The sequence below is a fragment of the Arthrobacter sp. Helios genome (assembly GCF_023167125.1).
GTDB lineage: Bacteria > Actinomycetota > Actinomycetes > Actinomycetales > Micrococcaceae > Arthrobacter_B > Arthrobacter_B luteolus.
Window position 1 is genome coordinate 1,973,669 of the sequence record NZ_CP095402.1, and the last position, 14,240, is coordinate 1,987,908.

The following is a 14,240-nucleotide window of genomic DNA, read 5'->3' on the forward strand; positions in this document are numbered from 1 at the left end:
TAGCCGCGTTCCAGAACCCGGCCGGCGCGGGCCTGACCCGGCTGCCGTGTGGGAGGCGGGTTGGTGCGGGAGGCGGGCGTTAGAAGAGTGCGCGGGCCAAAGCGGAACGGGCTTTGGTGACCCGGGGGTCCGAGCTGCCGGCAATTTCGAAGAGGTCCAGCAGCCGCAGCCGGACCCGTTCCTTGTCATCGCCCGCCGTGCGCGCGATGAGCCGGATCAGCCGGTTAAACGCATCTTCGACGTGTCCGCCGGACATGTCCAGGTCCGCGACCTGCAGTTGGGCGTCCACATTGTCGGGCTGCTCCGCGGCTGCCGTGCGGACGGCATCGGCGTCGACGCCCCTGAGCCGCTGCATCAGCTCCACCTGCACCAGGCCGGCCTTTGCCTCCGCGTCCGCGGGCTGTTCAGCGAGTGCCTGCCGGTAGGCGGCAGCGGCGGCGTCGTAATCCCCCGCAACGATCGCATCGTAGGCTTCCTGGTGCAGCGGGGGCAGGGGCGCTTCCTCCTGGGCTTCACCGGCCCCGTCAGCCAGGGAGCCGTTGACCCCGTTGGCCTCTGCGACCTGCATCAGTTCGGTCAGGAGAGCCCGGATCTGCTCGGCCGGGACGGCCCGGTCAAAGAGAGGAACGGGCTGGCCCTTCACAACGGCAGCGACAGTCGGAACCGACACTGCCTGGAAGGCCTGGGCAATCTGGGGAAAAGCATCGGCGTCCACGTTCGCCACCAGCAGTTTTCCACCGCGGGCCGCTGCTTCCTGTTCCAGGACCGCGGTCACCTCGGCGGATTCCGGGCTCCGGGCCGAGTACATATTCACGATCACCGGGACGGTGGCTGAGAGCTGCACAACCTGGGGGAAGGACTGCTCGGTCACTTCGATCACATATGCGGCGCCTTCACCGGCACCCGAAGCCGCCGCGGGCGGCGGAGCGCTGGCCTTGGCTTTGAGGCCGGAGAGGTCCACGGCCCCCCGGAGGTTCATGGACGGTGACGGCGCGGAACGGTGGTTCGGTGTGCTCATGGCCTCAACCCTAGTACGGTCACGCCGCCCCGGGGCAAGTGCGCGGCGGATGACTTATTTGAGGGTGGCCGAGAGCAGTTCCTGCGCTGCGCCGACTACCTCTGCCTGGTCCGCACTTCCGGCCGGCGGGACGTAGAGCATCACGGCTTCGCCGTGGGTCACATCGATTCCGGCCTCGGTGTTCTTTTCGCCGGTGAGGGTCTCGTAGATGGTGCCCTCAAGGTTGATCGAGTCCCCCGCCTCACGCGGCACGCTCGAGTAACTGTGGGACATGTATCCGAACACGATCGCCCCGCCGTCGGCCGTCCGCAGCGCACGCGTATCCGAAGGAACCGGTGTGTGCTTGAAGGTAATGGCGGCAAACTCGTTGTCGGGGTTGGCCGTGACATTCGCCTGGAACGTGGTGACCGCTTCCGCAAAGCTGTTCGCGGCGAAGGCATCCTTGTTGGCGCCGTCGGGGTTGGTCAGAGCATCAGCCAGTGCGTCCACAGCCAACTGCGGTGACATAGCCAGGCCCTCGGAGGAATCCGCTGCAACAGCAGCGACACCGGTACCGTTGGCCGGCGGCTGCGGGAACGTCGTGCCCGGCAGCATCTGGATCGCGGAGACCAGCTTGTAGTTCTCCCGCGGGGAGGCCTGAACCAGCAGCAGAGCCTGCGGCACGGTGTTGTCCTGCCCCTGTGTCACGGCCACGACGGTCCGGGGAAATTCCGTTCCCGAGGAAACCATGTCCGTCAGGAGCGGCGACGCTGCGACGGCGGCGGGCGCCTTGGTGTCCGGGGCCTTGGCAGCTGCGGCGTAGTTCGCTTCGCGCAGGGACAGGGCGGTGGAAGCAGCGCGGTCCTTGAGCAGGGAAGCGTCCCGGGCTGCGTCGGCTTTCTGCACCGTTCCCGCCACGGACCCCAGGATCCGCGTCAGCTGGCTGTCCAGGACCACGGGGGTGGAATCCTCACCGGACTCCGCGGCGGTGGCCGGGGAGACGGCGGGAACCAGTGCCAGTGCCAGTCCGCCGGCCAGCGCTGCGGCGAGCACTCCGTTCATGCCCTGGCGCACGGTGGCTGCACCCGGCGTGCTGAACTTCGCTGCTCCGGCGTTTTCGCTGCGTCCTGCGACGGTCTTCTGTGCGGCTGTGTCCGATTGGCGGACGGCCCGGCGGCTTCCGGGAGCCGGGGGCGTACCCCCGCCGGTGCGGGCAATGAAGGCCAGGGCCAGGCCCAGCACAGCTGCCAGTGCCCCCGCAATGATCAGCGGAACAGCAAGGGGGGTGCCTTCGTCATTCGCCCAGCTGACGGAGATGTCCGTGGGCGCCGGTGCGGTTCCATCAGAGGCAATCAGGACCGACCAGTCGCCCTCGGCGGGTTCGGTCCAGGAGTAGGAAAGCTCTCCCTGTCCGCTTTCCTCGCTGACCCACAGGTCCGAACCCGCCGGATTCGGAACAGTGGCCTCGCCCTCAGAGGTGTCAGCGGCCAAGGAATCCTCAGCGCCGGTGCTGACGCGTGTCACGGCCGCATCGCCGACCCAGGCATCAACGTCGGATGCCCGTCCGACGGCCAGGAAAACGCCTTCTTCTGAGCGGATGGTGATTTCTGCGCCCTCCGCGTGGGAGGCCAGCAGACCCGCGTCGAGTACTGCCACCGGGGCTGCGCCCGAGTCAGCAGGCGCCTGCGCCGTCACGGTCTCCGGAGGTGCCCAGAAGGTACGCTGGCCGATTCCGACCAGCATCATCAGCACTCCGAGCACGATCAGCGGAACTGCAATTTTGTTTCGCACAACTTACCTATCGTCGGTCACGGTCCTCCGCGCGCCTGTAGGCAGCGGTGACGGGACTGGTGTGCCCCATGGATACCGTCATGGCGGTTGGTTTATAACCCTATGGTAACGAAATCCGTTTAAAGAACACATTTCGTTGTTCAGCTCCTAGTCAGCCTACGGCAGCGGGCCGCCGCGCTTCCCCGGCCCATGACTGATAATCTGGCGCCGCAGCACAGACGCATAATCCCATCGAACCAGTCACCGAATGCAGGGAGAAACGACGCCGATGAGCGAGGACGAGCGGGACATACCGGTCGACGAACCACTCCCCGCCCCCGGCGGAGACGCCCGCAGCCGTCCCGGCCCGGTGCGGGCAGCAGGCTCCCGGCTCAGGCAGATCCTGTCCCATGTGCCCGGGGCACGGCCGCGCCCCCGCTTCGATGTTCCTCCGGAGGACGGGGAGCCCGGAGCCGGGCAGGTGGCCGTGGACGAAGACGCTGACCTTTCCGATGAACGACGCCGGTTCGGTGACGCCCCGGTGCCGGCCACCGGAGGACGCGGCCCGGAGGGCCGTCCCATCCGGTTCGGCTTTATGTTCACTGTCGGCGTCGGCTTCGCGCTGCTGCTGTTCTTCATCTTTACCAATGTCGGTGAGCTGCTGGTCTGGATCGGTGCGGCGCTCTTCATCGCCCTGGGCCTGGACCCGGTAGTCCGCTGGCTCAGCGCCCGCGGAGTCCCCCGCCCGGCCGGAATCGCCATCACCGTTCTGATCGTGGCCGGTGCCGTGGCTGGCTTCTTCGCCACCCTGATCCCCACGATCGTCAGCCAGACCACGGAGATCGTCAACGCTGCGCCCGGTTACGTGGACCGGTTCCTTTCCTCGGATTTCTTCGTGTCCGTGGAACGCCAGTTCCAGATCCGGGAACGCGTTGATGAGGAAGTCCAGAAGTTCTTCTCTAACGCCGACGCCGTTGGCGGTATTTTCGGCGGGGTGCTGAGCGTCGGCTCGGTGATCGCCAACGGACTTTTTGGTGCCCTGATCATCCTGGTTCTGACCCTGTATTTCCTGGCCTCGCTGCCGTCGATGAAGAAGTGGGCCTACCGGCTGGCACCGCGCAGCCGGCGCCGCCGGGTGGAAGCCCTCTCGGAGGAAATCACCGGAAGCGTCGGCAACTACGTGATTGGACAGGGTTTCGTGGCCCTCCTGGACGCGCTGTACGCCTTTGTGATCATGACCATCACCGGGGTCCCCTTCTCAGTTCTGCTGGCCTTCGTCGTCGCGCTGCTGGCCTTCATTCCCCTGGTCGGCCCGCCGATCGCCCTGGTCCTGGTCTCCCTGGTGGCCCTGACCGCCAGCTGGCAGACCGCCGTTGTGTTCGCCATTCTCTACATGGCCTACCTGCAGTTCGAGGCCTACTTTGTCTCCCCCAGGGTTATGCAGCGCGCAGTTGCGGTCCCGGGCGCGGTGGCAGTGATTGCCGTTATTGCCGGTGGAACCCTGCTGGGGGTGCTCGGTGCCCTGATCGCCATTCCGACGGCCGCTGCGATCCTGCTGCTGATGAAGGAAGTCGTGATAGCCCAGCAGGACCGGCGCTAGGCGCCCGGCGGGATTAGCGCCGGCGGCCGGAACCCGGACGGGTCTGCCAGCAGCGGGCGTGCCAATGCCGGCGGTCCTCCACCGCTGTCTGCCTTCCCAAAAGGGAATCCTCCTGCCACACCACCAGGTGTTCGATCCCCGACGGGATCACCTGCCCGCACCCGGGGCAGCGGTAGTCCTTGGCCGCGTTCCGGGCCGTGATCCGGCGCACCGACCACTCGCCGTCGGCGGCGCTTTCCCGCTCGGGCAGCCCAACCCGTGCCCGGTCCAGGTCGATGTCCGGTGCGGGGGCCGCCCATTTGCGGCGTGCGTTACGCCCTGCGCCCGCCGCTGAGACGGGCGGCCGGCGCCTTGGCTGGTTGGAACGGGGCATAAAACCATCTTGCCGCAGCGGAGCCGGTAAAGTGCAACTGTGCGTTTAGTGATAGCCCGCTGCTCTGTTGACTACATCGGCCGCCTCCGTGCCCATCTGCCCCTGGCTACCCGCCTTCTTATGGTGAAGGCGGACGGCTCCGTCCTGATCCATTCCGACGGCGGTTCCTACAAACCGCTGAACTGGATGAGTCCGCCGGCGACCCTGCGGATCACCGAACCGGGGGCCGACGACGCCGAGGCCGGCGTCGTCGAAGTCTGGAACGTCCAAAGCGCCAAAACCGATGACAAGCTGGTGATCAGTGTTTATGAGCACCTCTCCGACGTTGCCCATGATCTGGGAACGGACCCCGGGCTGATCAAGGACGGTGTGGAGGCGGACCTCCAGCGGCTGCTCGCAGAGCAGATCACGAAGCTTGGCGAAGGCTTCACGCTGATCCGCCGGGAGTACATGACGGCCATCGGTCCGGTGGACATCCTGGCCCGCGACGCCTCCGGTGCCACTGTGGCGGTGGAACTGAAGCGCCGCGGCGACATAGACGGTGTGGAGCAGCTGACCCGGTACCTGGAACTGCTCAACCGTGATCCGCTGCTGGCCCCGGTGCGCGGCGTTTTCGCTGCCCAGCAAATCAAGCCCCAGGCGAAGGTCCTGGCAGCCGACCGCGGCATTGACTGCCTCACCCTGGACTACGACGAAATGCGCGGCGTGGACGACAGCGCCTCGCGTTTGTTCTAACAGTCCCTTCCTGCCGGAGCCGGCACTATCCCGGCGATTGGGCGGGGGGCTTTAGCAGCGTCGAAGGAGCCCAAATATCGGCCGAATACCGGCCGGCATCCGTGTATATAAAGGGCCGAAAGATTCTGCTAACTTTTTCGCCGAATCCGTTGACGGTTGTTTAGGCGTATGTCACGCTATAGGCAGTCTTTGTGTAGGTGTATTTTCATGCTCGCAAGACGGTTGCGAGCGTGAAGCTCCTGTAGGAACTGCCGTCCGGCAGGGAACCTGGACTTCCCGCTTCGGTAACAACCACAGGCACGCGGTGTGCCGGTTCAGTTCCAGCAATAAAGGAGACAGGCAAATGGCACAGGGAACCGTAAAATGGTTTAACGCCGAAAAGGGTTTCGGCTTCATTACTCCGGATGATTCCGATGGGGACGTTTTCGTCCACTACTCGGAAATCCAGTCCAACGGCTTCAAGACCCTCGATGAAAACCAGCGCGTTGAATTCGAGATCGGCCAGGGCGCCAAGGGCCCCCAGGCCACCGGCGTCACCGCCGTCTAGTTTTTTCGCATAACAAAGGCGGGGACCGTTTGGTCCCCGCCTTTGTTATGCCGTCTGAGCGGGCGGATTCCCGGCAGCGGATTTTCCGGACCCGGATTCCGGGCTGCGGTTTCCGGACTGCGGTTTCCGGGGTTAAGGACTCCCCCAGTCCCCCGGATGCTAGCTCCGGCGGCGCATCACGTTGGCACCGAGGCCGCGCAGGCTCTCCATAAAACGCTCATAGCCGCGGTCGATGTGGTCGACACCGCGGACTTCGGTTGTTCCTTCCGCTGCCAGTCCCGCAATCACCAGCGCGGCGCCGGCCCGGATATCGTTCGCTTCGACGGGAGCACCGGAGAGCCTCGGAACCCCCTGGATCAGGGCATGGTGTCCGTCAAGCCGGACCACTGCTCCCAGCCGGGCCAGCTCCGAGGTGAATCCCCAGCGGGCTTCAAAAACGTTCTCTGTCACCATCCCGGATCCATTGGACACCGCATTGAGCGCCACCACGAAGGGCTGCAGGTCGGTGGGAAAGCCGGGATACGGCAGCGTGGACACGTTGATCGGTTCCGGGCGGGAGGGGCCCTTCACGGTAAATCCGTCCTCAGCGAGCTCGACGGCGCAGCCGGCCTGGACCAGCTTGTCCAGGACAACGGTCAGAGCCCCCGGATCCGCGCGGCGCACTTCGATGCTGCCGCCGGTGATGGCCGCGGCGAACGCCCAGGTACCGGCAACGATCCGGTCCGGCACCACCCGGTGTTCCACGGGGGCCAGCCGCTCAACGCCCTCAATCTGCAGCGTGTTGGTCCCCACACCGGTGATTCTGGCGCCCATGGAGTTGAGCATCTCGGCGATGTCGGTGATTTCCGGTTCCCGTGCGGCGTTGTCGATCACAGTGACGCCGCGGGCCAGCGTGGCAGCCATCATGATGTTTTCCGTCGCCCCCACCGAGGGGAAATCGAGGATGTGCCGGGCGCCCTGCAGCCCCTGCGGAACGGACGCCACCAGATAACCGTGATCGATGGTGATGGTGGTGCCCATGGCCTCAAGCCCGGCACGGTGCATATCGAGCCCGCGTGAGCCGATGGCGTCACCGCCCGGGAGGGCAACCTCGGCACGCCGGCACCGGGCTACCAGCGGACCCAGTACCGAGATGGACGCGCGCATGGCGCGGACCAGGTCATAGTCGGCCTGATGCCCCAAAACAGCGGGAACGTCGATGCGCACCTCGGCGGCATCGGCGTCGTAGTCCACTGTGCAGCCCAGCCGCCGGAGCAGTTCCGCCATAATCCAGACGTCCTGGATGTTCGGAACGTTGGTGATCGTGGAGCGGCCTTCAGCCAGCAGCGTTGCCGCCATCAGTTTGAGAACACTGTTCTTCGCCCCGGGGACTGTCACCGACCCGTTGAGCGTGCAGGGACCGGTGGCAACAATGACGTCTTCCATCCCTCCATACTAGGACGGGGCCGTCCACGCCTGTGCACACAGAGCGGATACGCAGAAGGCGCAGGGAACAATTTCCCTGCGCCTTCGTGCGTTCCGGATCCGGCGGCTAGCGCCAGGTGCCGATACCGATCACCGGTCCGGCCTCCAGCCAGGAGGACAGGCCCGTGTAGACGTCGTACTTCATCGCGATGAGCAGTTCACGCCCTTCATACTCGAGCGTCACCACCAGCGCACCCGGCTGGATCCGGGCCCGCTCAGCCTCGGTGGGCTGACGCCACCCCTTGATCTCCAGGGAGCTTCGGAGGAAGCGGTACGGCGGGCGCGGACTCAGCGAGAGCAGCCGAAGCCACTCCAGATGGGTGTCCGTATAACGGCAAACCCCCATCCGCCACCCGCCGGGCGGGAGGCAAATGGAGGCGTCAAAGGTACCCAGGGTACGCCGCAGCTGTGTGCGGCGTACCCAGAAAAGTGCCGTTGCCAGGACCAGCAGTGCGAAGAGCGCTGCCAGTGCAAGGAACACGTAGGTACTGTCCATTGGTTAGGGTCAGCGGGTCCCAGCGTTGGCTGCGTCGTTCAACTGCGCGTTATCCGCGACAATGACCACGCGGTTGCTGTCAACGGAGAAGAAACCGCCGTCGACCCCAACCGTGATCCGGCTGCCGGAAACCGGCTCGATGGCCAGCTCGCCTTCGGCCAGGATCGCCAGCACCGGAGAGTGGCCGGGAAGGATCCCGATTTCGCCGTCCGCGGTGCGTGCCTTGACCATCTTCGCCGCACCGGACCACACAAAGTGGTCTGCCGCGACAATTTCGACTTCGAGTTCAGCAGTTTCAGCCATGGGGCTTACTTCCCGGTCTGCTCTTGGATCTTCGCCCACTGACGCTCGACGTCATCCATGCCGCCGACGTTGAAGAACGCCTGCTCGGCGATGTGGTCAACGTCGCCGTCGCAGATGGCCTTGAAGCCTTCGATGGTGTCCTTGATGGAAACCGTCGAGCCTTCGACGCCGGTGAACTGCTTGGCGGTGTAGGTGTTCTGCGACAGGAACTGCTGGATGCGGCGTGCACGGGCGACGACGATCTTGTCTTCTTCGCCGAGCTCGTCAATGCCGAGGATGGCGATGATGTCCTGCAGTTCCTTGTTCTTCTGGAGGATCTGCTTGACGCGGACAGCCGTATCGTAGTGCAGCTGGCCGACGTACTGCGGGTCGAGGATACGCGACGTTGAGGTCAGCGGATCCACGGCCGGGTACAGGCCACGGGATGCGATTTCACGGGAAAGTTCCGTGGTGGCATCCAGGTGCGCGAACGTGGTGGCCGGGGCCGGGTCGGTGTAGTCATCAGCCGGAACGTAGATGGCCTGCATCGACGTAATGGAGTGACCCTTGGTCGAGGTGATGCGCTCCTGCAGGAGGCCCATCTCATCGGCAAGGTTCGGCTGGTAACCCACGGCGGACGGCATACGGCCCAGCAGGGTCGACACCTCGGAACCGGCCTGGGTGAAGCGGAAGATGTTGTCGATGAAGAGCAGCACGTCCTGGTTCTGCACATCGCGGAAGTACTCCGCCATGGTCAGTGCGGACAGCGCCACGCGCAGACGCGTTCCCGGCGGCTCATCCATCTGGCCGAACACAAGGGCCGTGTCCTTGAGGACGTTGGCTTCTTCCATTTCGACCCAGAGGTCGTTGCCCTCACGGGTACGCTCGCCAACACCGGCGAAGACGGAAGTACCACCGAAGTTGCGGGCAACACGGGTGATCATTTCCTGGATCAGAACGGTCTTGCCAACACCGGCACCGCCGAACAGGCCGATCTTTCCGCCCTTGATGTACGGGGTCAGAAGGTCGATGACCTTGATGCCGGTCTCCAGCATTTCGGTCGAGCCCTCAAGGTCCGCGAAGTTCGGGGCCTTGCGGTGGATCGGCCAGCGCTCGGTGATTTCCAGCTGGTCCTCAGCAACATCGAGGGGCTCGCCCAGGACGTTGAAGATGTGGCCCTTGACGCCGTCGCCGACAGGCACGGAGATCGGAGCACCGGTGTCGGTAACAGCAGCACCGCGGACCAGGCCGTCGGTGGCCTGCAGGGAGATAGCGCGCACGAGGTTGTCGCCAAGGTGCTGCGAGGTCTCGAACGTGATGGTCTTCGTCTCACCGTTGAGCGTCAGCTCGGTGGTGAGCGCGTTGTAGATGGTGGGGATTGCGTCCGCCGGGAATTCGACGTCGACAACCGGGCCAATGACACGGGCGATACGGCCTGTGGCGCCCGGTGCTACGGAGGTTGCTCCGTGCTCGGCAGTTTGGGCAGTCATCTCTCTCACTTCACTCAGTTAGATGGCGTGTGGGCTAAGTATTTACTGGTGGAACTCTGGGTCCGTGACCTGCGGGTTAGGAGGCGCTGAGCGCGTCCGCACCTGCCACAATCTCGGAGAGTTCCTGGGTGATTTCGGCCTGACGGGCGTTATTACGAAGTCGCGTGTACTTCTTAATAAGGTCGGAGGCGTTATCCCCTGCGGACTTCATGGCACGCTGGCGGGCTGCGAGCTCGGAAGCGGCGGCCTGGAGCATTGCTGCGAAGATGCGCGACTCGATGTAGCGCGGCAGCAGGGCATCAAGGACCTTCTCCGGCTCCGGCTCGTATTCGTAGAGGGGCAGGAGTTCCGTGTCGGTTCCTGCTTCTTCTTCGACTACTTCCAGCGGCAGGAGCCGGATGACTCCGGGTTCCTGGACAACCATGGACTTGAAGCGCGTGAATACGATGTGGATTTCGTCCACGCCGCCGTCTTCGTAGGCCGTATTGAAGTCATCGAGTAGTGCCTTGCCGATTTCCCGGGCGGTCTCGAACTCGGGCGCATCCGTACCGCCGGTCCACACACGCTCGTAAGCGCGGTCGCGGAAGTCGTGGTACGCCTGGGCCTTGCGGCCCACCAGGTAGGTCTTGATTTCCTTGCCCTCTTCGCGGAGCAATTCATTCAGTGATTCGCTCTGCTTGAGGACGCCTGCGGAGTACGACCCGGCAAGACCACGGTCGGAAGTCATGATGACCACTGCCGCCCGGCGGATCTGCTCCGGCTCGGTCGTCAGCGGGTGATCGATCTCCGACTGGGACGCCACAGCAGAAACGGCACGGGTGATCGCGTTGGAATAAGGCAGCGCCGCGGCTACGCGGGTGCGGGCCTTTCCAATGCGAGAGGCAGCAATCAGCTCCATCGCCTTGAAGATCTTCTGCATCGACGTGGTCGAGGCGATCTTCTGGCGGTAGACCCGAATTTGGGCTCCCATACTTTTCCTTTCGGTTCCTAGCGTTTTGAACTAGGGGCTAAGGCAAGGGGCAGGGGTTCCGCGGCCGGAGTGAACCGGCCGCGGAACCTGGAAGCCGCTAGCGCTTCTGCTTGACGATCTTTTCCTGGTCGACTGCATCCCCGTCCAGAGCAGCAGCTTCTTCGTGCCCGGCGGCAACCATGCGGTTGTCACCTTCGCCGAAGAAACCCTGCTTGAAGTCGGTGATAAGGGTCTTGAGTTCGTCCACCGTGGAATCTTCGAGCTTGTTGGTCTCAGCCAGAACGGTGAGGACCTTCGAAGAGTGGCGGACGTGGTCAAGGAACTCGGCTTCGAAACGGCGGACATCTTCCACCGGCACGTCGTCGAGGAAACCGTTGGTGCCGGCCCAGATAGACACAACCTGGTCTTCGACCGGGAACGGTGCGTACTGGCCCTGCTTCAGCAGTTCCATCAGGCGCGCACCACGGGTCAGCTGCTGGCGGGAAGCCGCATCCAGATCCGAGGCGAACATGGCGAATGCCTGCATGTCGCGGTACTGGGCCAGTTCCAGCTTCAACGTACCGGAGACCTTCTTCATGGCCTTCTGCTGGGCGGCACCGCCAACGCGGGACACCGAGATACCGACGTCCACGGCGGGGCGCTGGTTGGCATTGAAGAGGTCCGACTGCAGGAAGATCTGGCCGTCGGTGATGGAAATGACGTTGGTCGGGATGTAAGCCGAGACGTCATTTGCCTTGGTTTCGATGATCGGGAGTCCGGTCATCGAACCTGCGCCGAGCTCGTCGGAGAGCTTTGCGCAACGCTCCAGCAGGCGGGAGTGCAAGTAGAAAACGTCGCCGGGGTAGGCTTCGCGTCCCGGCGGGCGCCGCAGCAGCAGCGACACGGCGCGGTAGGCTTCAGCCTGCTTCGACAGATCATCAAAGATGATCAGAACGTGCTTGCCGCCGTACATCCAGTGCTGGCCGATAGCCGAGCCGGCGTACGGTGCCAGGTACTTGAAGCCTGCGGGGTCGGATGCCGGGGAGGCCACGATCGTGGTGTACTCCATGGCGCCGGCGTCTTCGAGGGTCCGCTTGATCTCAGCGATCGTGGACGCCTTCTGGCCGATGGCAACGTAGATGCAGCGCACCTGCTTGTTGGTGTCGCCCGAGGCCCAGTTGGCCCGCTGGTTCAGGATGGTGTCGACGGCGAGGGCAGTCTTGCCCGTCTTGCGGTCACCAATGATCAGCTGGCGCTGGCCGCGGCCGATCGGGATCATCGCGTCGATGGCCTTCAGGCCGGTCTGAAGCGGTTCGTGGACCGACTTACGCTGGGTAACACCCGGCGCCTGGAGTTCCAGTGCGCGGCGGGCTTCAGCCTGGATCGGACCCATGTCATCCATGGGCTCGCCCAGGGGATCAACTACGCGGCCCAGGAAGGCATCCCCAACGGGGACGGACAGGACTTCACCGGTGCGGTGAACTTCCTGGCCTTCTTCGATGCCGCCAAAATCGCCAAGCACAACGACGCCGATTTCACGGGTGTCGAGGTTCTGGGCCAGGCCCAGCGTGCCGTCCTCAAACCGAAGCAGCTCGTTCGCCATCACGGAGGGCAGGCCCTCCACACGGGCAATGCCGTCGCTGGCGGTGGTTACGCGGCCAACTTCAACGCGCTCTGCGTTTCCGGGTTCGTAGGACGCCGCAAATTCATTCAACGCATTACGGACGTCGTCGGCGTTGATGGTCAATTCGGCCATCTGCAGTCCCTGCTCTCCTATGTTGTGATCATCGCTTCGTGCCGATGACCTTCGATTGGTTCTCAAATGTTTCTCATGGCCCGCTTCAGCCACGAAGGGTGGCTAAACCGCGAGCTTCCGGCGCAGTTCCGACAACCGGGTCACCACGGTGGAATCGACGACTTCATCGCCCACCGTAACCCGGATACCACCGACGATCGAGGGGTCAACAGTTGCGTTGATCTTCAGCTCGCGGCGGTACAGGCTGTTCAAAGACGCCTGCAGCCGGGCGCGCTGCCCTTCTGTCATGGGGACGCTGGTGCGCACTTCCGCGATCCACCGCTGCTGCCGTCCGGCAACCAGTTCCAGGAACCGGGTCACCAGGGCAGTGGGGCGAAGACCGCGGGGAGCGGTAACAGCCTGCCGGATCAATACCTGTGCTGCCTCGGACGCACCGGGCACCAGCTTTAGTGCCAGCGTGGTCCGCGCCTCCGCAGTGGACTGCGGATTGGACAGTGCACGCTGCACTTCGTGGTTGGATGCCACGGTCTCGTTGAAGCTGAAGAGGTCGCTCTCCAGTTTCTCGAGGCCGGAAAGGCCCGGCCCCTTGTTTTCTGCGACCGCGGAGACAACCGTTGCAGCCAGGGTTTCCAGAGCGTCCCCGAGGTCGCGCGGTGCGCGCCAGCGGGATTCAACCAAAGAAGCAACAATCTGCTCAGCGTCGGCCGAAACCTTGCCGCCGACCAGTTTGGAGACCAAGGCTGCCTTCTCTTGTCCTTCACGAGCCGGATCAGTCAGGGCCCGAAGCAGGCCGGTCTGGCCGTCCAGCAGGCCCAGGATTCCAAAGAGTTCCTCAGCCAGGCCCAGGGTTGCGTGCGGAAGACGTGCTTCCAGCTGACCTTGGGCTGCTGCCAGTGACTCGCTCGATATACCTGCCATTACTGAACCGCACCTGCGTTCTGCGAGGTTTCCAGCTCATCCAGGAAACGGTCGACAACGCGCGCCGAGCGTGCATCGTCCGCGAGGGACTCGCCGACGATCTTGCCGGCCAGCTCGGTTGCCAGGGCGCCGACTTCGCTGCGGAGCGAGACAACTGCTGCCTGGCGCTCTGCTTCGATGGTGACCTGGGACTGTTCCAGAATGCGTGCTGACTCGGCAGCAGCCTTGGCCTTCAGGTCGGCGAGAATCTGAGCGCCTTCAGAGCGCGCTTCCTCACGGATCCGGTTGGCTTCGGTGCGTGCATCAATCAGCTGCTGCTTGTACTCGTCCAGGGCTGCACTGGCTTCCGCCTGTGCTGCCTCGGCCTTGGCAAGTCCGCCTTCAATGGCCTCGGTACGTTCTGCAAACGTCTTCTCGAACATCGGGACGACGAACTTGACGACGATGAACATCAGCACGGCGAAGCCAAGCAGTGTTACCAGGATTTCCCAGATGTTTGGGACCAGAGGATTAGCGCCTTCAGCGGCGAGGATAAGTCCCTCGTTCATTTCTCATCCGTCCTATCTACTTGGTGGGGGAAATACGCGCTGAAGTTAGAGAACGAACGCGAAAACCAGACCAAGGATGGCGAGGGCTTCGGTCAGGGCCAGGCCCAGGAAGGCGATCGGCTGCAGCACGCGCTGAGCCTCGGGCTGGCGTGCAACACCGTTGATGTAAGCAGCGAAGACCAGACCCACGCCAATGGCGCCGCCGATGGCGGAGAGGCCGTAGCCGACGAGGTTGATGTTGCCGTTGATTTCACCAATCATTTTGGCTTGTTCCTTTCAAGATGCCCGCAGGCAGGTTGTTGGTTCAGGGGGTTC

Annotated in this window: 15 protein-coding genes; 3 read left to right on the top strand and 12 right to left on the bottom strand. The window is 64.0% G+C overall.

What is annotated here, in order from left to right; genetic code table 11:
* Positions 1-79 precede the first annotated feature (79 nt).
* Both ArtHe_RS08855 and ArtHe_RS08860 read right to left on the bottom strand, forming a co-directional pair.
* On the bottom strand, positions 80-1,018 hold the full coding sequence (locus ArtHe_RS08855; RefSeq protein ID WP_248316459.1) for a tetratricopeptide repeat protein: 939 nt from the start codon (positions 1,016-1,018) through the stop codon (positions 80-82).
* 54 nt (positions 1,019-1,072) lie between these two features.
* A complete protein-coding gene (locus tag ArtHe_RS08860; protein WP_248316460.1) occupies positions 1,073-2,788 on the bottom strand; it encodes a hypothetical protein in 1,716 nt (571 codons plus the stop codon).
* Positions 2,789-3,056: 268 nt separating this feature from the next.
* Between ArtHe_RS08860 and ArtHe_RS08865 the strand changes: the two genes are divergently transcribed.
* Positions 3,057-4,367 (top strand): AI-2E family transporter, encoded by a 1,311-nt coding sequence (locus tag ArtHe_RS08865; RefSeq protein WP_248316461.1) that lies wholly within the window; start codon positions 3,057-3,059, stop codon positions 4,365-4,367.
* A gap of 13 nt (positions 4,368-4,380) precedes the next feature.
* On the opposite strand, the gene ArtHe_RS08870 is transcribed toward ArtHe_RS08865, so the two are convergent.
* On the bottom strand, positions 4,381-4,740 hold the full coding sequence (locus ArtHe_RS08870; protein WP_248316462.1) for a hypothetical protein: 360 nt from the start codon (positions 4,738-4,740) through the stop codon (positions 4,381-4,383).
* A 39-nt stretch (positions 4,741-4,779) separates the two neighbouring features.
* Here ArtHe_RS08870 and nucS point away from each other — a divergent pair, with 39 nt between their 5' ends.
* Together nucS and ArtHe_RS08880 are read left to right on the top strand one after the other, a co-directional pair.
* On the top strand, positions 4,780-5,475 hold the full coding sequence (gene nucS, locus ArtHe_RS08875) for an endonuclease NucS (protein ID WP_066295454.1): 696 nt from the start codon (positions 4,780-4,782) through the stop codon (positions 5,473-5,475).
* A gap of 343 nt (positions 5,476-5,818) precedes the next feature.
* The gene (locus tag ArtHe_RS08880) at positions 5,819-6,022 is read left to right on the top strand and encodes a cold-shock protein (protein WP_066295455.1); all 204 of its coding nucleotides are present in this window, start codon (positions 5,819-5,821) and stop codon (positions 6,020-6,022) included.
* Positions 6,023-6,181: 159 nt separating this feature from the next.
* Here the strand turns inward: ArtHe_RS08880 and murA are convergent, their stop codons facing one another.
* The 9 genes from murA to atpE all read right to left on the bottom strand — a co-directional run bounded on the left by murA (position 6,182) and on the right by atpE (position 14,186).
* Positions 6,182-7,447, bottom strand: coding sequence for a UDP-N-acetylglucosamine 1-carboxyvinyltransferase (murA, locus tag ArtHe_RS08885; protein WP_066295457.1), 1,266 nt, complete (start codon positions 7,445-7,447; stop codon positions 6,182-6,184).
* A gap of 106 nt (positions 7,448-7,553) precedes the next feature.
* Complete coding sequence (locus ArtHe_RS08890; protein WP_066295458.1) at positions 7,554-7,982, bottom strand: DUF2550 domain-containing protein; 429 nt, start codon at positions 7,980-7,982, stop codon at positions 7,554-7,556.
* A 9-nt stretch (positions 7,983-7,991) separates the two neighbouring features.
* Complete coding sequence (locus ArtHe_RS08895) at positions 7,992-8,285, bottom strand: F0F1 ATP synthase subunit epsilon (protein ID WP_066295459.1); 294 nt, start codon at positions 8,283-8,285, stop codon at positions 7,992-7,994.
* Between the two features lie 5 nt (positions 8,286-8,290).
* Entirely contained in the window at positions 8,291-9,754 is a 1,464-nt protein-coding gene (atpD, locus tag ArtHe_RS08900; protein ID WP_066295463.1) for a F0F1 ATP synthase subunit beta, read from the bottom strand.
* Positions 9,755-9,830: 76 nt separating this feature from the next.
* Entirely contained in the window at positions 9,831-10,724 is an 894-nt protein-coding gene (locus ArtHe_RS08905) for a F0F1 ATP synthase subunit gamma (protein WP_066295465.1), read from the bottom strand.
* A 97-nt stretch (positions 10,725-10,821) separates the two neighbouring features.
* A complete protein-coding gene (atpA, locus tag ArtHe_RS08910) occupies positions 10,822-12,459 on the bottom strand; it encodes a F0F1 ATP synthase subunit alpha (protein WP_066295466.1) in 1,638 nt (545 codons plus the stop codon).
* Between the two features lie 102 nt (positions 12,460-12,561).
* Complete coding sequence (locus tag ArtHe_RS08915) at positions 12,562-13,377, bottom strand: F0F1 ATP synthase subunit delta (RefSeq protein WP_248316463.1); 816 nt, start codon at positions 13,375-13,377, stop codon at positions 12,562-12,564.
* The gene (locus ArtHe_RS08920; RefSeq protein ID WP_248316465.1) at positions 13,377-13,925 is read right to left on the bottom strand and encodes a F0F1 ATP synthase subunit B; all 549 of its coding nucleotides are present in this window, start codon (positions 13,923-13,925) and stop codon (positions 13,377-13,379) included. The genes ArtHe_RS08915 and ArtHe_RS08920 overlap by 1 nt, the downstream gene beginning before the upstream one ends.
* A gap of 45 nt (positions 13,926-13,970) precedes the next feature.
* Positions 13,971-14,186: an ATP synthase F0 subunit C gene (gene atpE, locus ArtHe_RS08925; RefSeq protein WP_191807777.1), complete on the bottom strand. Its 216-nt coding sequence runs from the start codon at positions 14,184-14,186 to the stop codon at positions 13,971-13,973.
* Between the last annotated feature and the right edge of the window lie 54 nt (positions 14,187-14,240).